Annotated in this window: 20 protein-coding genes; 9 read left to right on the top strand and 11 right to left on the bottom strand. The window is 72.2% G+C overall.

Annotation, left to right across the window (positions count from 1 at the left end; all coding sequences use genetic code 11):
* Positions 1-185 precede the first annotated feature (185 nt).
* The 5 genes from scpA to PKE85_RS12365 all read right to left on the bottom strand — a co-directional run bounded on the left by scpA (position 186) and on the right by PKE85_RS12365 (position 8,087).
* Positions 186-2,345 (bottom strand): methylmalonyl-CoA mutase, encoded by a 2,160-nt coding sequence (gene scpA, locus PKE85_RS12385; RefSeq protein WP_271205070.1) that lies wholly within the window; start codon positions 2,343-2,345, stop codon positions 186-188.
* Entirely contained in the window at positions 2,342-4,321 is a 1,980-nt protein-coding gene (locus tag PKE85_RS12380) for a methylmalonyl-CoA mutase family protein (RefSeq protein WP_271205069.1), read from the bottom strand. Before PKE85_RS12380 ends, scpA begins: the two co-directional genes overlap by 4 nt.
* Before the next feature lie 230 nt (positions 4,322-4,551).
* The gene (locus PKE85_RS12375; RefSeq protein ID WP_271205068.1) at positions 4,552-5,562 is read right to left on the bottom strand and encodes an autotransporter domain-containing protein; all 1,011 of its coding nucleotides are present in this window, start codon (positions 5,560-5,562) and stop codon (positions 4,552-4,554) included.
* A gap of 291 nt (positions 5,563-5,853) precedes the next feature.
* Complete coding sequence (locus tag PKE85_RS12370; protein ID WP_271205067.1) at positions 5,854-6,279, bottom strand: GNAT family N-acetyltransferase; 426 nt, start codon at positions 6,277-6,279, stop codon at positions 5,854-5,856.
* Positions 6,276-8,087, bottom strand: coding sequence for an ABC transporter transmembrane domain-containing protein (locus tag PKE85_RS12365; protein WP_271205066.1), 1,812 nt, complete (start codon positions 8,085-8,087; stop codon positions 6,276-6,278). The genes PKE85_RS12370 and PKE85_RS12365 overlap by 4 nt, the downstream gene beginning before the upstream one ends.
* A gap of 214 nt (positions 8,088-8,301) precedes the next feature.
* Between PKE85_RS12365 and rpmE the strand changes: the two genes are divergently transcribed.
* The 3 genes from rpmE to PKE85_RS12350 all read left to right on the top strand — a co-directional run bounded on the left by rpmE (position 8,302) and on the right by PKE85_RS12350 (position 11,734).
* Complete coding sequence (gene rpmE, locus PKE85_RS12360; protein WP_271205065.1) at positions 8,302-8,532, top strand: 50S ribosomal protein L31; 231 nt, start codon at positions 8,302-8,304, stop codon at positions 8,530-8,532.
* A 303-nt stretch (positions 8,533-8,835) separates the two neighbouring features.
* Positions 8,836-9,693, top strand: coding sequence for a L,D-transpeptidase family protein (locus PKE85_RS12355; RefSeq protein ID WP_271205064.1), 858 nt, complete (start codon positions 8,836-8,838; stop codon positions 9,691-9,693).
* A 154-nt stretch (positions 9,694-9,847) separates the two neighbouring features.
* Positions 9,848-11,734: a DEAD/DEAH box helicase gene (locus tag PKE85_RS12350; protein WP_271205063.1), complete on the top strand. Its 1,887-nt coding sequence runs from the start codon at positions 9,848-9,850 to the stop codon at positions 11,732-11,734.
* 414 nt (positions 11,735-12,148) lie between these two features.
* On the opposite strand, the gene hemN is transcribed toward PKE85_RS12350, so the two are convergent.
* The gene (gene hemN / locus PKE85_RS12345) at positions 12,149-13,501 is read right to left on the bottom strand and encodes an oxygen-independent coproporphyrinogen III oxidase (RefSeq protein WP_271205062.1); all 1,353 of its coding nucleotides are present in this window, start codon (positions 13,499-13,501) and stop codon (positions 12,149-12,151) included.
* Positions 13,502-13,674: 173 nt separating this feature from the next.
* On the opposite strand from hemN, the gene PKE85_RS12340 reads away from it, so the two are divergent.
* Positions 13,675-14,436 carry a Crp/Fnr family transcriptional regulator gene (locus tag PKE85_RS12340; RefSeq protein WP_271205061.1) on the top strand — a complete coding sequence of 254 codons (762 nt, stop codon included), beginning with the start codon at positions 13,675-13,677 and terminating at the stop codon, positions 14,434-14,436.
* Between the two features lie 170 nt (positions 14,437-14,606).
* On the opposite strand, the gene PKE85_RS12335 is transcribed toward PKE85_RS12340, so the two are convergent.
* From PKE85_RS12335 to PKE85_RS12325, 3 genes are all read right to left on the bottom strand, one after another.
* Complete coding sequence (locus PKE85_RS12335; RefSeq protein ID WP_271205060.1) at positions 14,607-14,987, bottom strand: response regulator; 381 nt, start codon at positions 14,985-14,987, stop codon at positions 14,607-14,609.
* 138 nt (positions 14,988-15,125) lie between these two features.
* Entirely contained in the window at positions 15,126-15,737 is a 612-nt protein-coding gene (fixJ, locus tag PKE85_RS12330) for a response regulator FixJ (protein ID WP_271205059.1), read from the bottom strand.
* Positions 15,727-17,175, bottom strand: a complete 1,449-nt coding sequence (locus PKE85_RS12325) for a PAS domain S-box protein (protein ID WP_271205058.1) — start codon at positions 17,173-17,175, stop codon at positions 15,727-15,729. The genes fixJ and PKE85_RS12325 overlap by 11 nt, the downstream gene beginning before the upstream one ends.
* 177 nt (positions 17,176-17,352) lie before the next feature.
* Between PKE85_RS12325 and PKE85_RS12320 the strand changes: the two genes are divergently transcribed.
* Entirely contained in the window at positions 17,353-18,195 is an 843-nt protein-coding gene (locus PKE85_RS12320; RefSeq protein ID WP_271205057.1) for a universal stress protein, read from the top strand.
* Between the two features lie 56 nt (positions 18,196-18,251).
* Complete coding sequence (locus tag PKE85_RS12315; protein WP_271205056.1) at positions 18,252-18,932, top strand: OmpW/AlkL family protein; 681 nt, start codon at positions 18,252-18,254, stop codon at positions 18,930-18,932.
* A 162-nt stretch (positions 18,933-19,094) separates the two neighbouring features.
* Here the strand turns inward: PKE85_RS12315 and PKE85_RS12310 are convergent, their stop codons facing one another.
* Positions 19,095-20,030: an alpha/beta hydrolase gene (locus PKE85_RS12310; protein ID WP_271205055.1), complete on the bottom strand. Its 936-nt coding sequence runs from the start codon at positions 20,028-20,030 to the stop codon at positions 19,095-19,097.
* Between the two features lie 100 nt (positions 20,031-20,130).
* On the bottom strand, positions 20,131-21,072 hold the full coding sequence (locus PKE85_RS12305) for an alpha/beta hydrolase (RefSeq protein ID WP_271205054.1): 942 nt from the start codon (positions 21,070-21,072) through the stop codon (positions 20,131-20,133).
* Between the two features lie 138 nt (positions 21,073-21,210).
* On the opposite strand from PKE85_RS12305, the gene PKE85_RS12300 reads away from it, so the two are divergent.
* The 3 genes from PKE85_RS12300 (at position 21,211) to PKE85_RS12290 (ending at position 23,430) form a co-directional block, all read left to right on the top strand.
* The gene (locus tag PKE85_RS12300; protein WP_271205053.1) at positions 21,211-21,531 is read left to right on the top strand and encodes a hypothetical protein; all 321 of its coding nucleotides are present in this window, start codon (positions 21,211-21,213) and stop codon (positions 21,529-21,531) included.
* A gap of 26 nt (positions 21,532-21,557) precedes the next feature.
* Positions 21,558-22,502 carry a phenylacetate--CoA ligase family protein gene (locus PKE85_RS12295; RefSeq protein ID WP_271205052.1) on the top strand — a complete coding sequence of 315 codons (945 nt, stop codon included), beginning with the start codon at positions 21,558-21,560 and terminating at the stop codon, positions 22,500-22,502.
* A gap of 127 nt (positions 22,503-22,629) precedes the next feature.
* Positions 22,630-23,430, top strand: a complete 801-nt coding sequence (locus PKE85_RS12290) for an outer membrane protein (protein WP_271205051.1) — start codon at positions 22,630-22,632, stop codon at positions 23,428-23,430.
* The last annotated feature ends 31 nt before the right edge of the window (positions 23,431-23,461 follow it).

Genomic DNA, 23,461 nt, shown 5'->3' with positions numbered 1-23,461 from the left:
ACGCGCGTCGCCTTTACGCCGCGTGGGGAGACAGACTTGACGTCACGCCCGGCGCACGCCGGGCGTCCACGACTTGACGCCTCTCCACGGCTCGACGGCTCACTTCGCGGATGGCCGAGACACGTTCGGACCAGACACGATGACGCCTCGGACGACGCGGGGACGAGGAGCCTCTCGTCCGCCCTTTACTCCGCCGCCTGCGCGCCGGCGTAGCCGAGGCGCTCGTTGAGCTGGGCGATCAGGCCCTTGGCGGCCTCCGCCACCACGGTGCCGGGCGGGAAGATGGCTGAGGCGCCGAACTCGCGCAGCGCCGGATAGTCCACCGGCGGGATGACGCCGCCCACCACGATCATGATGTCCTCGCGGCCTTCCGCCTTCAGCGCGTCGCGCAGCGCCGGCACCAGCGTCAGATGGCCGGCGGTGAGCGACGAGATGCCGACGATGTGGACGTCGTTCTCGATCGCCTGCCGGGCGCACTCCTCCGGCGTCGCGAACAGCGGGCCGATGTCCACGTCGAAGCCGAGATCGGCGAAGGCGGAGGCGATGATCTTCTGGCCGCGGTCGTGGCCGTCCTGACCGACCTTCGCCACCAGGATGCGCGGCCGGCGCCCGTCCGCCCGCTCGAAGTCGGCGACGAGCTTCTGCACCTCTTCGATGGCGCCCATGTTGCGGGCCTCCCGCTTGTAGACGCCGGAAATGGAGCGGATCTCCGCCTTGTGACGGCCGAACACCTTCTCCATGGCGATGGTGATCTCGCCCACGGTGGCCTTGGCGCGGGCGGCGTCGATGGACAGCGCCAGCAGGTTGCCGTTTCCGCGCGCGCCGTTCTCGAGCGCGGTGAGCGCCGCCTCCACCGCCTTGGGGTCGCGCTCGGCGCGCAGGCGCTCCAGCTTGGCGCCCTGCGCCGCGCGCACCTCGGCGTTCTTGATCTGGCGGACGTCCAGCGTCTCGTTCTTCAGCACCTTGTAGGCGTTCACGCCGACGACGGTCTGCTCACGCGAGTCGATGCGGGCCTGGGTGGTGGCCGCCGCCTCCTCGATGCGGAGCTTCGGCACGCCGGCCTCGATCGCCTTGGCCATGCCGCCCAGCCGGTCGATCTCCGCGATGTGGACCAGCGCCTTGGCGGCGAGGTCGTGGGTCAGGCGCTCCACATAGGCCGAGCCGCCCCACGGGTCGATGAAGCGGGTGGTCCCGCTCTCCATCTGCAGCACGAGCTGGGTGTTGCGGGCGATGCGGGCTGAGAAGTCGGTGGGCAGCGCCAGCGCCTCGTCGAAGGAGTTGGTGTGCAGCGACTGGGTGCCGCCCTGGGTCGCCGCGATCGCCTCCAGCGTGGTGCGGGTGACGTTGTTGTAGACGTCCTGGGCGGTCAGCGACCAGCCGCTGGTCTGGCAATGGGTGCGCAGCGGCAGCGACTTCGGGCTCCGGGCGCCGAGGTCGGTCATGAGCTTCGTCCAGATCAGGCGCGCGGCCCGCATCTTGGCGATCTCCATGAACACGTTCATGCCGATCGCCCAGAAGAACGACAGGCGCGGCGCGAAACGGTCGATGTCGAGGCCTGCCGCCATGCCGGCGCGCACATATTCCGCGCCATCCGCCAGCGTGTAGCCGAGCTCAAGATCGGCCGTCGCCCCCGCCTCCTGCATGTGGTAGCCGGAGATCGAGATCGAGTTGAACTTCGGCATATGCTGGGAGGTGTGCGCGAAGATGTCGGCGATGATCCGCATCGAGGGCTGCGGCGGGTAGATGTAGGTGTTGCGGACCATGAACTCCTTCAGAATGTCGTTCTGAATGGTCCCGGCCAGCTTCTCCTGCCCCACGCCCTGTTCTTCCGCCGCCACCACGAACAGCGCCAGAACCGGCAGCACCGCGCCGTTCATGGTCATGGAGACGGTCATCTTGTCGAGCGGGATGCCGTCGAACAGCGTCCGCATGTCGTAGATCGAATCGATCGCGACGCCCGCCATGCCCACGTCGCCGGTGACGCGCGGATGGTCGCTGTCGTAGCCGCGGTGGGTCGCGAGGTCGAAGGCGACCGAGAGGCCCATCTGGCCGGCGGCGAGGTTCGCCCGGTAGAAGGCGTTGGAGTCCTCGGCCGTGGAGAAGCCGGCGTACTGCCGGATGGTCCAGGGCTGGGCGGCGTACATGGTCGGGTACGGGCCGCGGATGAAGGGCGCGAGGCCCGGCCAGGTGTCGAGGCCCGACACGCCGGCGAGATCGGCCTCGCCATAGAGCGGCTTGACGTCGATGCCTTCCGGCGTGGTCCAGGGCTCCGCGCTGGGCGCGGGCGGGGCGAGGTCCGGCCGGCGCCACGCGACCTTGGCGAAATCGGGCAGACGGGCGGTCATCGGGCGCCTCCGGCGGAAGCCGCGGAGGCCTCCTTCAGGGTGGTCAGCATGTCGTCTCCGGCGGCGACGAAGCGGGCGACGCCCGCCGCCTCCAGCGCCTCGCGGCCCTCCTTCGGCCGCCCGGCGAGCCACACGGCCGCGCCGCGGGCGGCGAGCGCTTTGGCCAGCGCCGCACCCTCCTCCGCGTATCCGTCGTCGGAGCCGCAGAGCACGGCGAGCTTCAGGCCGCTCTGGGCGAAGGCCTCGGCCACGTCGTCCGCCGAGCCGAGGATGGGCCCGTCCACGGGCTTGAGTCCGCCCGCGACGGTCAGGTTGCGGATGAAGCCCGCCCGCGCCGAATGGCGGGCGATGGGACCGAGCAGCGCCAGGAACACGCCCGGACGCGGCGTCGCCGCCTCGTTCTCGGCGCGCAGGCGCTCGAAGCCGGCCGCCAGCCGCTCCGTGTCGCAGGGGCGCACCGTCAGCGTCGGCGCTGTGGCGGTCGCCGCGGCAAGATCCGCGAGCGAGGCCCCGTCGAGCGCAGCCGCGACCAGCGCGTCGTATCCAGCCTCGTCCTCCCCGACGGGCCCGGCCAGCGGCCGCCGCGACGGCGAAGCCTCCACCGCCGGACGGGGGTCGAGCGCGATCGGAGCTTCGTCGGCCTGCGGGAACTCGCTGACGCCGACGATGGGGACGCTGCGCTTGGCCACCGCCGCCTCGCGCGCGGCTCGGCTCTCCATCAGCCGGTCCTGCCACGAACCGTTCGCGAGCGCGGCGAGGAAGCCGCCTTCGGCCTCCACCTCCCGGAACGCGGCCCAGCCGGCCTCGGCCAGATCGTCGGTGTAGGCCTCGATCGCGCCGGCGCCCGCGGCCGGGTCGGCGACGCGGTGGGCGTTGGTCTCTTCGAGGATGATCGCCTGCGCGTTGCGGGCGATGCGGCGGGCGTCGGCGTTGATCCCGCCGAGCGCGTCGGTGAAGGGCAGCACGACGATCGAATCCGCCCCGCCGACGCCGGCCGCGAAGGCGGCGATGGTGGAGCGCACCATGTTGGTGTGGGCGTCGCGCCGGGTCAGCATGCGGCGCGACGTCTCGGCGTGGATGTGGACCGGCGCCTCGGGCAGCCCCGCCTCCCGCCGCCAGGCGGCCCACAGCAGGCGCGCCGCGCGCAGCTTGGCGATGGTGGTGAACTGCTCGGCGTCGCAGGCGAAGGCGAAGGACACCGCGTCGGCGGCCGTCTCCAGCGGCAGACCGGCGGCGACGAGGCCCCGCACCTGCTGGGTGGCGGAGCCGAGCGCCGCGCCCAGTTCCTGCGCGTCGGTCGCGCCGGCGCCGTGATGCTGGCGGGCGTCCACCGACAGCACCGGGCTCGTGAAGCCGCGGCGGCGCATGCCGGCGATCGCGCCGGCGAGCCGGGCGCACATCGCTTCCCAGCTGCGCGGCAGCGCGCCGGTGCGGGCGAGGTCGCGCAGCAGGTCCGCGCCGAACAGCACGAACACGGACGCGGGATCGAGCTTGCGACGCTCCACCAGCGCGGTGACCAGCGCAGCCGTGGCGCGGCCATGGAACGCCGGCAGCTCGAGATGCAGCGGCGCGAGGTCCAGCAGCACGCCGTCCAGCGCCCGGTCGAGCCGGTCCAGCGTGTCGGCGACGAGGCCATGGGTCTCGCCCGGCCCGGCGAGCTTCAGCGACAGGCCGGAGGCGCCGTTGTTCAGGTCTTCGAGCGCCTGCGCGTTGGCGGCCTCGGGATCGGCGATGTCGATGACGGTCATGGCCGTCCAGCGCCCGCCGGCGGGGCGGCCCGCCACCACGCGCGGCGTCACGCGCTCCAGCAGCGCGTTCACCGTCACGCCGTCCATGGTGCGGCGCCGGATCACCGGCTCGAGCGGACGGCCCTTCAGCGCGGCCTCGGCCGCCTTCAGCCAGTCCTCCCGCGTCGCGGTCGCGAAATCGTCGGCGAACGCAGTCGCCGCGGGGCTCGTCAAAGGTTCCGTCGTCATTCGGCTCTCGCTCGGGCAGGCGGCGAACCTGCCACAGGCCATGCTTCACCACCATCATGGACATTGGAACAAGTCGAGCGCGCGGCGAAAAGCCCGCGCGCCCGATCCCCGCGCCGGCCCTCGGGGACCGCGCGTCCAAAGCCATAATGCGCCGCAGCATTTGGAGCAGGATCGTTGGGCCGCCGACACCCGTCAGATAGTCTATGCGCCGAAGCGCGGAGGCGGGAGCCTCAGAACGAGACGCCGAGGCGGCCCCGCCCGGCGTGGGTGGCGAAGCCGTCGCGGGAGCCGTAGTCGTAGCTGAACTTGAGGTCTACGCCCTTGGCGAGCTCCGTGCCGAGGCCGAGGCCGCCGACCACGCCGCGCCCGGTGGGCGAGCCGCTCCACGACGCCCGGATGCGGTCTCCGGCGGCGTTCGAGGCCCGAAGCGGTGTGGAATCGAACGCCAGCATCTCGTCCGCGCCGACGAAGGCCTCCAGATTCAGGTCGTGGGTGGCGTCGAGCTTGAAGCTGCGGGCGGCTTTCAGCCGGAACGAGCCGATGGCCGCCTGCGCCAGCCGCGAGCGGTAGGCGAAGGCGTTGGCGCCGCCGCGCTCCCGGTAGCCGGACAGCGCGTTGGCGTAGAGCCCCACGCCCACCGACGGCGACACCTTCACGCCGCGCACGACGATGTCGCCGCCCGCCTGCGCCGCGAGCCGCAGGTTGCGGCTGATGGCGCGGGCCGAGACGCGGTCGGCGTCCGGACCGCGGTCGATGGCGCGGAAACCCACCACCGAGCCGCCGAACAGCAGCTTGGCGAAGGCCGAGCCCTTCTCCACCCGGCCGTAGACGTCCACATGCTGGGCCAGCGTGCCGCCGCTGAGATCACCGGAGGACACCGAGCCCGCGCCCATGGCGGTCATGGCGCCCACCACCACGCCGCCGCCGATGTCGCGGTCGATTCCGACCCGGAGCTGGGAGGTGCCGCCGCCATAGCCGAGCCGCTCGCCCCGCTCCGCCTGTCCGAACGAGGCGCCGCCCACGTCCACGAAGGTCTTGGCCTGCGTGACCACCGCGCCCTTCTCCTTCCGGTCGGCGTCCAGCCGCGTGAAGGCGGCTTCGGCTTCCGAATGGGCCAGGAACACGCCGGTCTCCACCAGCGCCTGGTTGGTTCGCAGGTCGTCGGCCAGAGCCGGCGCGGCGCACAGCGCCAGCGTCACGCCGAGCGCAAGCCCGGCGCGGGACAAAGTCCGCGATGTCATGTCGTCACTCCGAAAATCCGCTCGCCGGCCCGCACGACGCGGCGACGCGTCTGTTTCGCAGTCGCAATATGAACGTCCGTTCAGCTTCACGCGACCCTCGGCGGGTCACGAACACGTCAGGCGGTATTTAGGGACGGATTCCGATACGACTGAAGTCGCACGTCTTTTCGCGGTCGGCCGCGCCCGGCGCAGGTCAGCCTTGCGCGGGACTCAAGGCCCGAACGCGCCGCGTCGGCGAGCTCTGATGCGGATTGGTCACGTCCGATTCGCGAAAACGGCCGGAACGCGGCGTCAGAACGCCTTGCGCAGGAAGAAGCGTTCGCTGCCCCTGGGGTGTCCCGGCAGCGAGCCGAACACCTCGAAGCCCTGCTTCTCGTAAAAAGCGCGCGCCTGAAAGCCGAAGGTGTCGAGCCAGACGCCCGCAAGCCCGGCTTCGCGGGCGTAGGTCTCCGCCTTGCCGATCAGTTCGGAGCCGAGCCCGGTTCCGCGCAGGGCTGCGGGCACGACCAGCAGCTCCACGAACAGCCAGTCGTAGCTCGCCTTGCCGTAGAGCCCGCCGACGGTTTCGCCCGTCTCCGGATCGCGCAGCAGGAAGGCGAGCGTGCGAAATCCGGACGGGCCATAGGTTGCGTCATTGAACGCGACGAGCGGCCGCACGATGGCGTCGCGATCGGCGGCCGTGGGCGCCTCCGCGAAGACGATCTCGGCGCGGCTCACCGCGCCGCGGCCAGCGGGCGCGCGTGGTCCGACGCGCCGAATTGCAGCTCCGCAAGCCGGGCGTAGAGGCCCCGGCGGGCCAGAAGCTCGGCGTGGGAGCCCTGCTCCACGATGGCGCCGCCGTCGAGCACCAGGATGCGGTCGGCGGAGACCACGGTGGCGAGCCGGTGGGCGATCACCAGCGTGGCGCGGCCGGACGCGCCTTCGGTCAGCGCCCGCTGCACCGCCGCCTCGCTTTCGGCGTCGAGCGCGGAGGTGGCTTCGTCCAGAAGAAGAATCGGCGCGTCCCGGAGCAGCGCGCGGGCGATGGCGATGCGCTGGCGCTGGCCGCCGGACAGCGTGACGCCCCGCTCGCCGAGCGGCGTGTCGTAGCCCTGCGGCAGCGCCGCGATGAAGCCGTCCGCCCCCGCGAGGCGGGCCACGGCCTCCACCTCGGCGTCGCTGGCCTCCGGCCGGCCGAGGCGGATGTTGTCGCGGGCGCTGGCGGCGAACACCACCGGCTCTTGCGGCGCCAGCGCCATGCGGGCGCGGAGATCGGCGAGAGACGCCTCGCGCAGGTCGACGCCGTCCAGCGTCACCCGGCCGGACTGGGGATCGTAGAAGCGCAGCGCCAGATCGAACAGCGTGCTCTTGCCCACGCCCGAGGGGCCGACGATCGCCACCGTCTCGCCGGGCTCCACATGAAAGGAGACGTCGCGCAGCACCGGGCGGTCCGGCGCGCCGGCGTAGGCGAATCCCACGCTCTCGAAGGCGAGGCGGCCGCGGGCGGGGACCGGCAGGGGCTTCGGCGCGGCGGGGTCGCGCACCTCGGAGCGCTGGTCCAGCAGTTCGCCCAGCCGTTCGGCGGCGCCGGCGGCCTGCGCCAGCTCGCCCCAGACGTTGGAAAGCTCGCCGATCGCGCCGGCGGCGAACACCGCGTAGAGCACGAACTGGCCAAGCGTGCCGGGCGTCATGGCGCCGGTCAGCACGTCAGTGGCGCCGAGCCACAGCACGCCCACCACGCTCGCGAAGATGAAGAAGATGGCGACGCCGGTGAGCAGCGCGCGGGCGGTGATGGAGCCCTGCGCCGCGGCGTAGGCGCTTTCGACCGCCATGCGGAACCGGCCGCCAAGCCGCGCCTCGGCGCCGTTGGCCTGCACCGCGCGCATGGCGCCGATGGCCTCGCCCGCCAGCGCCGAGGCGTCGGCCAGCGTGTCCTGGGCGGCGCGGGAGCGGCGGCGCACCGAACGGCCGAAGCCCACCAGCGGCAGCACGATGACGGGGATGGCCACCAGAACGAGGCCCGACAGCTTCGGGCTCGTCACCACCATCATCGCCAGCGCGCCGAGGAACAGGAACAGGTTGCGCAGCGCCTGGCTCGCGGTGGAGCCGAACATGGCCTTGATCTGGGTGGTGTCGGCGGTGAGCCGCGACACCAGCTCGCCGGAGCGGGCCTGATCGTAGAAGGCGGGCGACAGCGTCACCAGCCGGCGGAACACCGCGTCGCGCAGGTCCGCCACCACCCGCTCGCCGAGCGTGGTGACGAACCAGTAGCGGGCGGCGCTCGCCACCGCCAGCACCGCCGTCACCGCCAGCACGGCGGCGAAATACTGGTCCACCATGCCGGGGTGATCGGCGGAGAAGCCGAAGTCGATCAGCCGGCGCACGGCGGCGGGAATGGCGAGCGTGGCGCCTGCGGCGAGGGTCAGGAACAGCAGCGCGCCCGCGATCCGGCCTTTCCGTCGCGTGGCGTAGGGCAGCACGGCTTTCAGCGGCTTCAGCGACCGCCGGCCGGCGCCGGACGGATCAGCGGCGGTACGGCGCGCCATCGCGGATGCTCTTTCGTATCGTTCCAGACGTCATGGGCGCCTTATAAGGAACGCGGGCGAAAAGCGCGACACCTCCGATGGGCCGGGCGGCCCCGCCCCCGGTTGTTCCCCGGGCGCGTTTGCGGTATAGGCTCCCCGTTCACGAGATCGTCGCACGTTCCGCAAGCGCTCGACCGGGCGCGCGCTCAACCGGCATTAACGACAGAGACCCGAAATGAAGGCCGACATCCATCCCGACTACCACTCCATCAAGGTCGTGATGACCGATGGAACCGAGTACTTCACGCGTTCGACCTACGGCAAGGATGGCGACACGCTGCAGCTCGACATCGACCCGAAGACCCATCCGGCGTGGACCGGCGGCTCGGCCCAGCTCACCGACCGCGGCGGCCGTCTCTCGCGCTTCAACAAGCGCTTCGCGAATTTCGGCATCACCGGCAAGTAAGGCTCGGGCCGCGCCCCCCGGCGCGCCGCCTTCTCCGACGACCGCCTCCGAAGGCCCCGGATCCCGCGATCCGGGGCCTTCGTCGTTTCCGGCCGCGCCTGTTAACCCTGAGTCGAAGCTCCCGGCCCTGATCCGCCACGGTTTACCGACCGTTATGAAAATGGGCCAAGGTTGAGGGTTCAAAGCCCCGGGCGCGCGGCCCGGCGGGCCGTCGCGGCGTATCTCGCGTCCGGCCCATGAGCCTCCGCGCGCCGTCCCCGGCCGCCCCCCGCGCCGGGCCGGGGCCTGCGTGGAGTGAACCCTATGCGTGGAGCGTCGCGGAACGTCCTGGCCGTCCTTCTCCTGTCCGCCGCCGTGGCGGGCTGCTCGACCGGCGGCAAGGTCCGCAAGGTGAAGACCGGCTCGGTCTCCTACGCCACGGTGAGCCTGATGCGCGACATGGACATGCCGCGTCAGGCGCCGATCCTGATCCGGGTGTTCAAGGAGGAAGGCGAGCTCGAGGTCTGGAAGCAGGAGCGCAACGGCCGCTACGGCCTGCTGCGCAGCTATCCGATCTGCCGCTTCTCCGGCAAGCTCGGCCCCAAGATCCGCGAGGGCGACCGGCAGGCGCCGGAAGGCTTCTACGCCATCGACGGCGGCAGCCTGAACCCGTGGTCGCGCAACCATCTCGCGTTCAACATCGGCTTCCCCAACGCCTTCGACCGGCAGATGGGCCGCACCGGCAGCCATCTGATGGTGCATGGCGGCTGCAAGTCGGTGGGCTGCTACGCCATGACCCACAAGGGCATGGAGGAGATCTACGGCCTCGTGCGCGAGGCGCTGCAGAACGGCCAGGGCACGGTGCCGTTCCAGGCCTTTCCGTTCCGCATGACGGAGGCCAACATGGCCCGGCACGCGGACAACCCCAACATGCCGTTCTGGCGCATGCTCAAGGACGGCCACGACATCTTCGCCGCAACCGCAAGGCCGCCTCAGGTCGCCGCCTGCGGCGGACGCTACGGCTTCGCCCGGCCGGCGCGCCCCGGCGAGCCGCCCGCGAGCGCGGAGTCGATCTGCGCGGCGTCGTCTTATGCCGCCGCGCGCTGGGAGCAGGAGACCGCCGCGGCCGCCTCTTACGCGCCCATGTCGGCGCCTTACGACGACATGGCCGCCGCACGCTGACGTCACGACTTCAGGCGGTGGCGCTCCACCGAAAAAAGGGGTATACGGGCGCCGCATCCCGATCAGGCTGAACAGCCGAGGCTTCGCAGACGCCGTGGACGGCTTCCGTCCGCGGCGTCCGTCGTTCCAGGCCCGCAGAAAGCGCTCCCGACCCGTGACGATTCCCGCCCTCGCCGCCCCGCTCGCCCGCGCGCTCGACGCCCGCGGCTACGCCGAGCTCACGCCCGTGCAGTCCGCCGTTCTGGCGGAGGGGCTCGGCGCCCGCGACCTGCTGGTCTCCGCCCGCACCGGCTCGGGCAAGACGGTCGCCTATGGCCTCGCCATGGGCGAGACCCTGCTCGACGGCGCGGAGCGGCTCGGCGAGGCCGGGCGTCCGGTGGCGCTGGTGGTGGCGCCGACCCGCGAACTCGCCATGCAGGTGGAGCGGGAGCTGCGCTGGCTCTACGCCGAAGCCGGCGGGCGCGTCATGGCCTGCGTCGGCGGCATGGACCCCCGCGCGGAGCGGCGCCGGCTGGAGCTGGGCGCCCACATCGTGGTGGGCACGCCCGGCCGGCTGAAGGACCACATCGAGCGCGGCGCGCTCGACCTGTCGGGCCTCAAGGCCGCGGTGCTGGACGAGGCCGACGAGATGCTCGACCTCGGCTTCCGCGAAGACCTCGAATTCATCCTCGAGGCCGCGGCGCCGGAGCGGCGCACGCTGCTGTTCTCCGCCACCCTGCCCCCGGACATCGCCGACATCGCCCGCCGCTTCCAGCGCGACGCCGAGCGCATCGCCATCGAGAGCGACGGCCGCGGCCATGCGGACATCGAGCACCGCGCCGTGCGCGTGCATGTGCGCGAGATCGGCCATGTGGTGGTGAACCTGCTGCGGCAGGCGGATTCGGAAGCCGCCATCGTGTTCTGCTCCACCCGCGAAGGCGTGCGCCGCCTGCACGCGACGCTGGCCGAGCGCGGCTTCGACGCGGTGCTGCTGTCGGGCGAGCTCAGCCAGAACGAGCGCAACCGCGCGCTGCAGGCCCTGCGCGACAGCCGGGCGCGGGTGTGCGTGGCGACCGACGTCGCCGCCCGCGGCATCGACCTGCCCAATCTCGGGCTCGTCATCCACGCCGAGCTGCCCCACGACGCCGAGACCTTCCAGCACCGCAGCGGCCGCACCGGCCGCGCGGGCCGCAAGGGCGTCTCGGTGATGCTGGTGCCGCCGTCGCGGCGCCGCAAGGCCGAGACCATGATGGTGGACGCGGGCGTCGTTCCCGCCTGGGGCGGCCCGCCCACGGCGGAGGAGATCCGCGCGCTGGACCAGGAGCGCATGCTGGCCTCGCCGATGCTGACCGACCCCGCCAGCGACGAGGACATGGTTCTCGCCCAGGCGCTGGCGGAGAAGCTGAGCCCGGCCCAGATGGCGGTGGCGCTCGCCCGCCTGCACCGCGCCCAGATGCCCGCGCCGGAAGAGGTGAGCGACCCCGGCGAGCGGCCGACCCGCAAGCCGGTGGGCGGCGACCGATTCGAGCGTGGCGAGCGTTCCGACCGGTTCGAGCGCGGCGAACGGCCTGAGCGCGCGCCCGCCGCCCCGCGGGAGAGCTTCGGCGCCGGCGTGTGGTTCCGCCTCGCCATCGGCCGCAAGCAGAACGCCGACCCGAAGTGGCTGCTGCCTATGCTGTGCCGCCGCGGCGGCGTGGAGCGCGGCGACATCGGCGCGATCCGCATCTTCGACACGGAGACCAAGGTGGAGATCGCGGCCGAGGCGGCCGAGCGTTTCGCCGCCACGGCGCTGCGCGCCGAAAAGGGCGACGTGACGATCTCCTACGGCGACGCGCCCGCGCCCCGCGGCCCCAAGCCTCAGGGCGAAGCGAAATACGAGCCCAAGCCGTGGAAGAAGGCCGCGCCGAAGCCTTACGGCGACGCCCGTCCGTTCGAGGGCAAGCGCGACGGCAAGCCGGCCCGCCCGAAGGCGCCCTTCGCCGGTCCGCGCAAGGACCGCGCCGAGCGCCCGGCCAACGCCCCGCGCAAGCCCCAGCGCCCCCGCCGCTTCGCCGAGGGCTGAGCGGAGAGGTCGGGCGCCCGCCCGACCTCCGTTTTCGGGAAAGCGGACAGCGGCCTCAGAAGCCGCCGACGGTCCCGCCGCCGTCATGCCCGAGCTTGCGCTAGGTATTGAGATACCCGCAGGCGCCAAACGCTCCGGCCCCCTCACCCGGATGACTGCGTCATCCGACCTCTCCCCGCTGGGAAGAGGTGACGCGGTTCAATCGCCGCGCTCCACCACAAAGCCGGATAAGGCGCGGAAGCCCCCCTTTCACCTTTCCCCGGCGGGGAGAGGTCGGCGCGAAGCGCCGGGTGAGGGGGAGATCGACGTCAAGATCAAGCTGTTCCGCCAAAGCTGCGGAATTGAACAGACGTAAGCTTGTTCATCGGACGTCATGGCGTTTTTCAACCGGCGCGATCGAAAGCCGCCTGCGCCTCACACCGCCAGAGAATGGCGGGCGGCGGAGCCGAGATAGGCGTCGAAGGCGCTCGCCACGATCCGGGCGAGCGCCGGACCGTCGCGGACGATCGTCAGGCGGCCGTCGTCGGCCAGCTCCACGAAGCCCTGCCGCCGCAGCGCCTCCAGCTCCGCGAGCGCCGGCGCGAACGCCTCCAAAGAGGCGCCATGGCGTTCGCAAAGCGCCGCCAGATCGGCCTCGAAGAAACAGAGCAGGCTTTCGATCACCGCCCCGCGCAGACGGTCGTCCGGCGTCAGCGCCCGGCCGCGGACCACGGGCAGGCGTCCCGCGTCCACCGCCCGGCCCCAGCCGGCGATGTCGGGGGCGTTCTGCACATGGCCTTGCGGAAGCCGGCCGATGGCGGTGGGGCCGAAGCCGAGCAGGACCGGCGCCCGGTCGGTGGTGTAGCCCTGAAAATTGCGGCGCAGCGTCCGCGCCGCCAGCGCCCGCGCCAGCCCGTCGTCGGGACGGGCGAAATGGTCGATGCCGACGGGGACGTAGCCGGCGACGATCAACGTCTCCCGCGCGGTCTCCGCCAGTTCCGCCCGGAGCGCCGGATCGGGCAGCGCGGCCTCGTCCATCAGCCGCTGGTGCGGCCGCATCCACGGCACATGGGCGTAGCCGAACAGCGCGATCCGGTCCGGCCCGAGCGCCGCCGCGCGGGCCGCCGTGTCGCGGATGGAGGCCTGCGTCTGGCGCGGCAGGCCGTAGATCAGATCCATGTTGAGGCCGGAAAGCCCCGCGGCGCGAAAGCCCTCCACCGCCGTCCGCACCATCTCGAACGGCTGCACCCGCCCGATCGCCTTCTGCACGGCCGGATCGAAATCCTGCACCCCGAGGCTGACGCGGGTGACGCCGCCGTCCATCAGCGCCGCCACCGTCTCCGCGGTGAGGTGGCGCGGGTCGATCTCCATGGCGTGCTCGGCGTCCGGCTCCAGATCGAACCGCGCGTGGATGTCGTCGAGGATGGCCCGGAACAGGTCGTTCGGCAGCACGTTCGGCGTGCCGCCGCCCCAGTGCAGATGCGTCACCCGCAACGGCCCGGTGCGCTCGGCCACCAGAGCGATCTCGCGCCGCAGGCGGGCGGCGAAGGCGATGAGCGGCTCGTCCCGCCGCGTGGCCTTGGCGGCGCAGCCGCAATAGCTGCAGATCGAGCGGCAATAGGGCACATGGAGATAGAGCGAGGCGGGCTCGTTCCCTCCCGCCTGCGCCTCCAGCCAGCCGGCGTAGACGGCGCCGTCCACCCCCGCCTCGAACTGGGGCGCGGTGGGATAGGAGGTGTAGCGCGGGGCCGCGCGGCCGGCGATCTCGGAAAGGCGCAAGGGCAGCATGGCGGAACGCTGGCGCGGCGCAGACGCCGCGTCCTTGATCCGGGTCAATGCGCCTAAGGACACGCGCTTACGGGCAACCCCTTAAGCGCAGCATCGGAATGGCGCAGAACGGCGGCGGCGGCTATCCCGAGGACGACGCCTGAACGTCGGCCCCGTCTTCGAAAGCCCCTCCGATGACCCCCGCCCTCGCCCCCGCCCTTCTCCCCACGCCCGCGCTTGGCCAACGGCTTCGCCCCCACGCCGCCGCCACGCCGCTGACCGGCTGCGACGGCTGCCCGGCGCGGGCGCTGGCCGTCTGCCAGGCGCTGGCGGACGGGGAGCTGGACGCCTTCGGCGACATCGGCGACCAGCAGCGCTTCGCGCCCAAGGAGACGCTGTTCCGTCAGGGCGACGACGCGGACGCGGTCTACACCATCACCAGCGGCATGGTCCGGCTCTACCGCCTGCTGTCGGACGGAAGGCGACAGATCCTCGGCTTCCTGCTGCCGGGCGACTTCATCGGCCTCGCGCCGGACGCGCGCTACGCCAGCACGGCGGAGGCGGTGACGCCGGTGGGCGTCTGCCGCTTCGACGCCCACGCCTATGCGGCGCTCGCGGAACGCAAGCCCCATCTGCTCGCCAGCCTCCGCCGGGCCGCGGCCGACGAACTCGCCGCCGCTCAGGACCACATCGTGCTGCTGGGCCGCCGGTCGGCGGAGGAGCGCGTCGCAGCCTTCCTGATCGCCCTGCGCGGCCGTCTCGCCCGCCGGGGCGGCGGCGCGGTCACCATCGCGCTGCCCATGAGCCGGCAGGACCTTGCGGACCATCTCGGCCTCACCATCGAGACGGTGAGCCGGGTGATCTCCCGCCTCGCCCGCGAGCGGACGCTGCTGGTGGTGCCGGACGGCGTGCGCGTGCTGGACGCCCCCCGACTGCAGGCGCTCGCGGCGGCCTGAACGCCGCGCGTCGTCCTTCCACCGTCCGCCGTCGAGACCCGCCAGAGCACGGCGGGCGTCGCGCGTTTCCGGCGTTCAAGGTCGGCGTCGCAGTTCACGCCCTCGTCATGCCCGCGCTTGCCCTCGGGCGTCCACCACCGGAACGCTCGAGCCTCGCTTCCGCCAGCCGCTCAATGAATCTCGCGCGCGAGCTCCGAGCGGATCGTGTCCATCAGCGCGCCGTCGTCGAGCGGCTTCTCCAGCACGCAGGCGAAGCCGGCGCGGCTGGCGCTCTCGCGCAGCTCCCGGCTCGAACGTCCCGTCATCAGGATCGCGGGCAGCCGCACGTGGCGACGTCGCAGGCGGCGCACCAGATCGACCCCGCTCATGGCGGGCATGAACTGGTCGATCAGCAGGCAGGCGTGGCGCGGCAGCTCGGCTTCGGCGAGCAGTTCGCCGCCGTCGGCGTAGTCCCGCACCTCGAGCCCCTCCTGCTCCAGCGCGAAGCGCAGCGCCTGCCGCACCGCGGCGTCGTCGTCCACGACGATGACCAGATCCTGCTGTGGCGGCATGGTGCGGGCGCCCGGCTGAGTGAAGAGGTTCCGTCCGCCGTCATCCCTAGCGCAGGACGCAAAGCGGACCCTTGACCTGCCTCAAGCCCGAAGCCGCCGCCACTCCGGTCAATTCCTTAAGGGCGCCGCGCGGAAGGTTCAGTCGGCCATTTCGGCCAGCAGCGCCAGCCGCACCAGCTCGGACAGGCTGGCCGCGCGCATCTTGGTCATGACGTTGGCGCGGTAGATCTCCACCGTCCGCGGGCTGATGCCGAGATCATAGGCGATCGCCTTGTTGGCGTGGCCGGCCACGAGCCCGTCCAGCACCTGCCGCTCCCGCTCGGACAGGGCGGCGATCCGCCCTTTGGCCTCCGCCGCCCGGTCCTGCCGGCCCGCGACGTCCGCCTGCCGATCCAGCGCGCCGCGCACGGCGGCGAGCATGGCCTCGTCGTCGAACGGCTTCTCCATGAAGTCGACGGCGCCCGCCTTCATGGCCTCCACCGCCAGCGGCACGTCGGCGTGGCCCGTCATCACGATCACCGGCAGGTGGACGCCCTGCGCCTTCAGCCGGCGCAGCAGCTCGATGCCGTCGACGCCGGGCATGCGCACGTCGGTGACGACGCAGCCGTCGATGTCGCGCGCCACCGCGAGCAGGTCGGCGGCGCTTTCGTGGGTCTGGACCGCCAGTCCGTCGGAAACCAGCAGGAAGGCCAGCGACTGGCGCACCGCCGCGTCGTCGTCCACCACATGCACCACCGCGTCAGCGCGCATCCCGAAGCTCCTCGTGACCGATGGCCCTTAACGTGAAGGCGAAGCACGCCCCGCCGCCCGGCGCCGGCTCCGCCCAGATTTTTCCGCCGTGGGCCTCGACGATCGTGCGGCAGATCGACAGTCCCACCCCCATGCCCTGCGCCTTGGTGGTGACGAAGGGCTGGAACAGCCGCTCCGCCACGTCCGGGGCGAGGCCGGGCCCCGTGTCGGTGACGCGGATCATGGCGAGCCGCTCCGGCTTCAGCGCGAGGCTCTCCACCGTGAGTTCGCGGGTCTCGCTGTCCTGCATGGCCTCCACCGCGTTGCGGATGAGGTTCAGCAGCACCTGCTGGATCTGGATGCGGTCGGCGAAGGCCAGCGCCGCGTCCGGCGCGAGCCTGTAGGTGACGCGCACGCCCTGCTCCTTGGCGCCCACGAGGGCGAGCGCGCTCGCCTCCTCGATCAGCCGGGGCAGGTTCTCGATCCGGGGCTCGCTCTCGCCGCGGGCCACGAACTCCCGCAGGCGACGGATGACGTCGCCGGCCCGGAGCGCCTGCGCCGCCGCCTGCCCCACCGCGTCGCGCAGCGTCGGGGCCTCGTCGCCCTCCATACGGTTGAGGATGCGGCGGCAGCCCTTGAGATAGTTCGCGATCGCGGTCAGCGGCTGGTTGATCTCGTGGGCGAGCGTGGACGCCATCTCGCCGAGCGCGGTGAAGCGGGACATGTGGACCACCTCGGACTGCAGCTCCTGCATCCGGGTCTCGGCGCGCTGGATCTCCGTCAGGTCGCGCACGAAGCCGGTGAAGTAGCGCTGCCCGGACGAGGTGGTCTCGCCGACCGCCAGCTCCATGGGAAAGGTGTTGCCGTCCTTGCGCAGGCCCACCGCGATGCGGCCGACGCCGATGATCTTGCGCTCGCCGGTGGCGAGGTAGCGGGAAATGTAGCCGTCGTGCTGGCTGCGATAGGGCTCCGGCATCAGCAGGCTGACGTTGCGGCCCACCACCTCGTGCTCGGCGTAGCCGAACTGGCGCACCGCCGCGGCGCTGAAGGAGCGGATCCGGGCCTGATCGTCGATCACGATCATGGCGTCCGGCACGGTCTCGAGGATCGAGCGCAGATGGGCGCGGCTCACCTCCGCCGGAAGCCCGGCGTCGGACAGCCGGAAGGCCGCGGCGAAGCCGATGGGCGAGCCGCCCGGCCCCGGCGTCGGCAGCACCGCCATATGGACCCGAACCGCGGAGCCGTCCCGGCGCCGCGCCTCGGCCTCGCCCTCGAACCGGCCGTCGGCCAGCGCCCGCTCCAGCGCATGGGCCGGCGCGCCGAGCGCGCGGACGTCACGCCCCACCGCCTCGGCCGCATCCCATCCGAACAGGCGCTCGGCGCCGACGCTCCAGGCCGCCACCCGTCCCTCGGGATCGAGCGTCGCCAGCGCCAGCGGATCGGGCGCCGCCGTCAGCATGACTGTCGGGCCCGATCGGCGCGCGGGGCGAGCGACGTGGAGGGAGAAAAGGGCGGCGTCAGATCGGTTTCCCCGGCGAACACTGTGAAACGCATCCCTGTTCTTGACCGAAATCAAGGAGCCGCCGCAAGGCCCGCGCCATGCTCTGGCCACAGTCGGAACGCGACGGAGGCCGAAATGGCTTACGCATCGAACGGCATACCGGGGCTTGCGAGCGTGCTGGTCCATATGGACCTCGGCCCCTACGCGCTCAACCGCGCCAGGCTCGCTCTCGGACTGGCGGACCGTTTCGGCGCCCGCCTCACCGGCGCCGCCGCCCAGGCCATGCTGACGCCGGTCTACGGCGACATGACGCCTAATGTCACAGTGTTCGCCGCCGACGAGGAGCGCAAGCGCGTCGAGGACGACATCGCCGCCGCCAAGCGCGCCTTCGATCAGGCGACCGCCGGCCGCAACGACGTGCGCTGGACCTCGGACATGGCCGATCCGGATCGCCATCTGGTGCAGGCCGCCCGTTCGGCGGACCTGATCGTGCTGGGCCGCCGCGCCACCTACGACGTGGTCGATCCGGCGCTCGGCGTGTCCCCCGGCTATGTGGCGCTGGAGGCCGGACGGCCGATCCTGGTCGTGCCGCCGGAGCGCGACGAGCTTCTCGGCCGCCGGGTGGTGGTGGCGTGGAAGGACACGCGCGAGGCCCGGCGCGCGGTGCGCGACGCGCTGCCCGTGCTGAAGGCCGCCGACGAGGTGCTGGTGGTGGCGGCGGGCGAGACCTTCCGCGACGAAAGCGCCGAGGACGTGGCCTCCTATCTCCGCCTCCACCAGGTGGACGCCCGCCCCACGCTGCGCACCGGGGAGCTGAACTCCATCGCGCAGGAGCTGCTCGACGTGGCGTCCGACTTCGGGGCGGACCTCATCGTCTCCGGCGCCTACGGGCACAGCCGGACGCGCGAGTGGTTCTTCGGCGGCGCGACCCGCGACCTGCTCGAGACCTCCGACATCTGCCTGCTGATGTCGCACTGACCTTGCGCCGCCGCGCGCCTTGCGGCGGCCGACCGTTCCACGGGGAGTTTCCTGAAATGACCGCTCTGAGAGCCGCGGCGCTCGTTCTCGCCGCCTCCGCCGCCCTTGCGCCCGCCGCCTACGCCGCGGACGCGCCGATCGACGAACCCGCGCAGGCGGTCTCGGTTCCGGCGGAGCCCTTCACCGGCTTCATGCTGCGCGCCCGCGCCATCGCCGTGCTGCCCAACTCGTCGGCCAAGTTCAACACGCCGGGCAGCGCCCATGTGTCGAGCCGGGTGATGCCGGAGGTGGACCTCAGCTACTTCTTCACGCCGAACTTCGCGGTGGAGACCATCTGCTGCGTCAGCACCCACGCCATCAAGGGCCGCGGCGCGCTGAGAGGCGTGAACGTGGGCGACACGTGGGTGCTGCCGGCGACGGTGATGGCCCAGTACCACTTCACCAATTTCGGCGCGTTCAAGCCCTATGTGGGCGTCGGCCTCAACTACTCGATCTTCTTCGGCGAGGACGCCGCCGGCGGCGTCGTGCGCAAGGTGAAGCTGAAGAACTCGGTCGGCCCGGCCGCGCAGGTGGGCTTCGACTACATGATCGACGAGCACTGGGGCGTGAACTTCGACGTCAAGTACATCCACATGCGCCCGAAGATCGACATCGCCACCGCCGGCGGCGGCTCGATCCGCGGCAAGGCCAAGATCAACCCCTGGGTCGTGGGCGCCGGCGTGACCTACCGGTTCTGAGGGTTCTCCGGTAGGCGACGAGGCCCGCCGCTCCGCTCCTCCAGGCGGACCGGCGGGCCTTCGCGTTTTCGCGGGCGCGCCGACCGGCCCGGAGCGCTCCCGCGCGGAGGCCTGAAGCTCAATCCTCTCCGCACGGAACACCTGTCGCCAGCGCCGGCGCGCTCACTGGGTCGAGGTGGTCGGCGCCGCCGCCACGCCGGACGCGCCGCAGGTCGGGTCGATGCGGGTTCCGAGCCAATCCAGCGCCGGGCCGAGCTCCCGCCGCCACAGCGCCCATTCATGCCGGCCCGGCGCCACCGTGAGCTTGCTGTCCACCCCTGCACGCAGCAGCGCCAGATGCATCTCGGTGGAGCCCTGCACGATTCCGCCGGGGTCCCTGTCGCCGGCGTTCAGATACACATCCGGCTTGTGGCGGCGCAGGGCGAGCCGCCGCGCCTTGGGGAACAGGTTCCAGCGGTTGAAGCGCTTCACGTCGAACGGCGCGCCGAAGGCGCCGTCGTAGAAGGTGCGGGCGCGCTTCAGCCGCTGGGTCATCTGCGGCGCGATCGGCTGGGTGATGGAGCCGGACAGGCTGATGGCGTAGCCGTACCGGCCCGGCTTGTCGAAGGCGAACAGCAGCGCGCCGTAGCCGCCCATGGAGAGGCCCGCCACCGCGCGGCCCTCGCGGCAGGCGGCGGTGGGCAGACGGGCGTCGATGGCGGCGACCAGATCGCGGGTCAGCGCGGTCTCCATGGCGCCCTCGCCGCCGATGTCGGTGTTGTCCACGTACCAGCTGTTGCCGGCCTGGGGCATCACCACCACCGTGGGCGGCATGCGGCCGTCCGAAATCGCGCGGTCCATGGTGGCGGCGAGACCGCCGGCGTCCAGCCAGTCCGCCTCGCCCGGCCCGCCGCCATGCAGCAGGTAGAGCACCGGCCAGCGCTGGCCGAGCGTCGGCGGCGTCGCCGGGCGATAGAGGCTGTAGCGGATGGGCTTGCCCAGCGCCGGGCTCGGGGCGGTCAGGTTGCGCTCCACCACGCCGGACGCCGCGGGGGCGGCCCCGAAACTGAGAACGGAGGCGGCGACAAGGCTGGCGAGAAGGCTGAGCTGCGGCGTCATGGCGTGGCTCGCGGGCGCGATCAGGGCCGCGCGCCGTGCGCGGCCGTAACGGAAACGTTACGCTGCGACGCACACAGCGTCACGCCCGAAAGCTGGGCGCTCAGCGCAGGGCGGCGCCCTCATGGGAGGCGATCTCGCCGCCGCAGCCGGGATCGAGCCGCGGGCCGAGCCATTCCAGCGCCGCGGCGAGATCCCGCTTCCAGACCTCCCAGTCGTGCCCGCCCGGGCCGACCCGAAGCGAGCTGTCGACCCCCGCGCGCGCAAGCTGCGCGTGGAGAAGCGCCGTGCTCTGCAGCAGCCCCGCCCGGTCGCGGTCGCCGATCGCAAGGAAGATCGCGGGTGTCTCCCGCGCCTGCCGCAACGCCTCGGCCTTGCCGAACAGGTTCCAGGCGTTGAAGCGCTCCCGCGCCAGCGGCGCGCCGAACGCCCGGTCGTAGAACCGGTCGGCGCGGACGGCGCGCGCCTCGTCCTCCGCCGCCATCGGCGGCGCGATCGCTCCCGACAGGCTGACGCCAGCGCCGAACACATCCGGCTCGTCGAGGGCGAACAGCAGCGCGCCGTAGCCGCCCATGGACAGCCCCGCGACGGCGCGGGCCTCGCGGCAGCGGGCGAGCGGGAAGCGCCGCTCCAGCGCGGAACGCAGGTCGCGGGCGATGGCCGTCTTCATGCGCCCCTGCCCGCCGGGGTCCGGATTGTCCACGTACCAGCTGTGGGGCGCGACCGGCATCACCACCAGCATCGGCGGGATCACGCCGTCCGCGATGGCGCGGTCGAGGATGTTCTGCACGTCGCCCTGATCGAGCCAGTCGGTCTCGCTCGGCCGCCCCTCCAGCAGGAACAGCGTCGGCCATGTCTCGCCGTCGCGGGGCTCGGCGGCCGGGCGGTACAGGCTGTAAGCGATGTCGCGCCCGAGCGCCTCGCTGTGGGTGAGCAGGCGGCGCTCCACCAGCCCGCCGACGATGTCGTTCGCCCGCACGGCTGCGGGCGACAGGGCGAAGAGGGCCGAGAGGCAGGCGGCCTTGAGGGCGGAGATGGGGCTCATCGTTCGCGACATAGGAGCCGGCGCCGCGAAGTCTCTAGCCGGCGCGGCTCAAAATCCGTCGTTCGCCGCGTTTTCCCTTGCGCGCGGCGGCGGCGCGCCGTGATCTGGCGGCCGTCGAGTTCAGCGAGCCCGCGCGCCATGGCGATCGAAGATCTGGTCCTCAAGTTTCGCGCCGCGCTCGACGCCACCGAACGCCTGCCGCGCGCGGAGCTCGCCGCCTATCAGGGCGGGCTCGCGGCGAAGCTTCTGGCCCATGCGGCGGCCCACACCCGCGCCTATGGCGCGCGGCTGCGCGGACGCCGCCTGTCCGGGGCCTGCGACGCCGACTGGCTCAGGCTGCCGCTCCTCACGTGGGCCGACCTGCAAGACGCTCCCGAGGCCGTGTTCGCGGACGCCGTTCCGCCGTTCTGCGGCCCGGTGGAGACCGGCTCCACGTCCGGCTCCACGGCCGCCCGCTGACCTACCGGCACGAACGCCTGCTGGACGTGGCCTCCGCCGCCCAGAGCGACCGGGCCTATGACTGGTGGCGCCTCGACGGCGCGAAGAGCCTCGCCAGCTTCATGTCCACCTACGAGCCGTCCATGCGGGAGCGCGGGTCGACGCGGGGCGGCTGGCGCATCGGTCGCCCGGATTCCACCCGCCACGTTCTGGAGCTGATCGCCGACATCGGCGCCCAGGTGGACTGGCTGGCGCGGGTCCGCCCGGCCTATCTGTTCGCCCGCGGCGGCGCGCATCTTCAGGCGCTGGCGGAGGAGGCCGCGCGCCGCGACGCGCCGCTGCGCTTCGAGCGCATCCTCTCCACCGGCACGGCCATGACGCCCGAGGCGCGGGCGGCGGCGCGGCGCGCGTTCCGCTGCGACGTCCTCGACCTCTACGGCGCCTCGGAGACCGGGCTGATCGCCGCGCAGTGCCCGGATTGCGGGCTGATGCACAGCTGCGACGAGACCATGCGGGTGGAGGTGCTGCGGGACGACGGAGCGCCCGCCGCCGAAGGCGAGCTCGGCCGCGTGGTCGTCACCCCGCTCTACGCCTACGCCATGCCCATGATCCGCTACGCCATCGGCGACTACGCGATCCGCGGCCCGGAGACGGCGCCCTGCGGCCGGTCGCTGGGCTCGCTGCGCGCCGTGGTCGGGCGCGCGCGCAACCTGTTCCACCTCGCCGACGGCCGCGTGCTCGCGCCCTACGCCAACGCCTCCGGCTTCCGCGCCTTCATCGACTACCGCCAGATCCAGCTCGTCCAGACCGCCCTCGACCGGATCGAAATCCGCTACGTGGCCGCGTCCGACCGGCCAGTGGACGCCGAGGGCGCCGCAGCCTTCGTGCGGGAGCGCTTCGACCCCTCGCTGGAGGCCGAACTGGTGCGCGTGGACCATATACCAGCCGGACACGGCAAATTCGAGGAAACGCTCTCGATTTTGGCGCCATAACTGAAGCCCAATACTGTCACAAGACTCGCACTTCACCCGCCGACGCCTTGTCGTTAACCTTTGATTAAGCACGTTCGTCGATCGTTACTCCGCGCCGCCGCATCCGGCGCTTGGGGAACGACCGGACATGACCAGAACAACCGCAGCCGTCGCCGCGCTTGCGACGCTCACTCTTTTCGACATCGCGTCGGCCTCCGCCGCCGACCTCGGCGCCGCTTACGCCGAAGCCCCGAGCTGGACCGGGTTCCATGTGGGCGTGCAGGGCGGCTACCGCTGGGGCGACGTGAACGGCGAGGCCCGCTTCGACAGGGTTCCGCTGACGCCGACCACGCCGGTGAGCACGGTCACCGCGGCGGCCGTGGCGTTCAATCCAGGCTCGGCCGGCCACTCCTTCGACGTCGACAGCTTCACCGGCGGCGTGCGCCTCGGCTACGACTATCAGGCCTCGTCCTCGATCGTGGTCGGCGTCCTCGCCGACGCGGCGTGGGGCAAGGACAGCTCATCCTACGCCGTGTCCTCGCCCGTCGCCATTCCGACGCTCGCCGGCTTCGACGGCTCCTTCATCGCCTCCGGCGGCGCGCGGGTGAAGCACACCTGGGACGGCACGATCCGCGCCCGCGTCGGCTATCTCGCCACCGATTCCGTGCTGCTTTACGCCACCGGCGGCCTGGCGCTGCTGCGCGAGCAGGTCTCCGGCTTCTACGACAACGGCGGCGTCTCCGGCTCGGTCTCCAAATCCAAGACCCGCGTCGGCTGGACGGTGGGCGGCGGCGTCGAGGCCGCGCTCACCGACAACTGGCGCGTCCACGCCGAATACCGCTACGCCGACTTCGGCTCCAAGACCTACGGCTGGGACGCCGCCGGCATGAAGGCCAGGGTGGACACCAAGACCCACACCGTGCTCACCGGCGTCAGCTACCGGTTCTGACGCTCGCCCGACCCGCCGCGACGGCCCGGCG

It is taken from the genome of Methylopila jiangsuensis, assembly GCF_027922305.1.
Taxonomy (GTDB): Bacteria; Pseudomonadota; Alphaproteobacteria; order Rhizobiales; family Methylopilaceae; genus Methylopila; species Methylopila jiangsuensis.
This window is presented reverse-complemented; position numbering and strand designations above follow the sequence as displayed.

Bases quoted from the DNA above. Each gene is read 5' to 3' on its own strand.
- scpA (WP_271205070.1), bottom strand. From the start codon at position 2,345: ATGACCGCCCGTCTGCCCGATTTCGCCAAGGTCGCGTGGCGCCGGCCG.
- PKE85_RS12380 (WP_271205069.1), bottom strand. From the start codon at position 4,321: ATGACGACGGAACCTTTGACGAGCCCCGCGGCGACTGCGTTCGCCGAC.
- PKE85_RS12375 (WP_271205068.1), bottom strand. From the start codon at position 5,562: ATGACATCGCGGACTTTGTCCCGCGCCGGGCTTGCGCTCGGCGTGACG.
- PKE85_RS12365 (WP_271205066.1), bottom strand. From the start codon at position 8,087: ATGGCGCGCCGTACCGCCGCTGATCCGTCCGGCGCCGGCCGGCGGTCG.
- rpmE (WP_271205065.1), top strand. From the start codon at position 8,302: ATGAAGGCCGACATCCATCCCGACTACCACTCCATCAAGGTCGTGATG.
- PKE85_RS12355 (WP_271205064.1), top strand. From the start codon at position 8,836: ATGCGTGGAGCGTCGCGGAACGTCCTGGCCGTCCTTCTCCTGTCCGCC.
- hemN (WP_271205062.1), bottom strand. From the start codon at position 13,501: ATGCTGCCCTTGCGCCTTTCCGAGATCGCCGGCCGCGCGGCCCCGCGC.
- PKE85_RS12340 (WP_271205061.1), top strand. From the start codon at position 13,675: ATGACCCCCGCCCTCGCCCCCGCCCTTCTCCCCACGCCCGCGCTTGGC.
- PKE85_RS12335 (WP_271205060.1), bottom strand. From the start codon at position 14,987: ATGCCGCCACAGCAGGATCTGGTCATCGTCGTGGACGACGACGCCGCG.
- fixJ (WP_271205059.1), bottom strand. From the start codon at position 15,737: ATGCGCGCTGACGCGGTGGTGCATGTGGTGGACGACGACGCGGCGGTG.
- PKE85_RS12325 (WP_271205058.1), bottom strand. From the start codon at position 17,175: ATGCTGACGGCGGCGCCCGATCCGCTGGCGCTGGCGACGCTCGATCCC.
- PKE85_RS12320 (WP_271205057.1), top strand. From the start codon at position 17,353: ATGGCTTACGCATCGAACGGCATACCGGGGCTTGCGAGCGTGCTGGTC.
- PKE85_RS12315 (WP_271205056.1), top strand. From the start codon at position 18,252: ATGACCGCTCTGAGAGCCGCGGCGCTCGTTCTCGCCGCCTCCGCCGCC.
- PKE85_RS12310 (WP_271205055.1), bottom strand. From the start codon at position 20,030: ATGACGCCGCAGCTCAGCCTTCTCGCCAGCCTTGTCGCCGCCTCCGTT.
- PKE85_RS12305 (WP_271205054.1), bottom strand. From the start codon at position 21,072: ATGAGCCCCATCTCCGCCCTCAAGGCCGCCTGCCTCTCGGCCCTCTTC.
- PKE85_RS12300 (WP_271205053.1), top strand. From the start codon at position 21,211: ATGGCGATCGAAGATCTGGTCCTCAAGTTTCGCGCCGCGCTCGACGCC.
- PKE85_RS12290 (WP_271205051.1), top strand. From the start codon at position 22,630: ATGACCAGAACAACCGCAGCCGTCGCCGCGCTTGCGACGCTCACTCTT.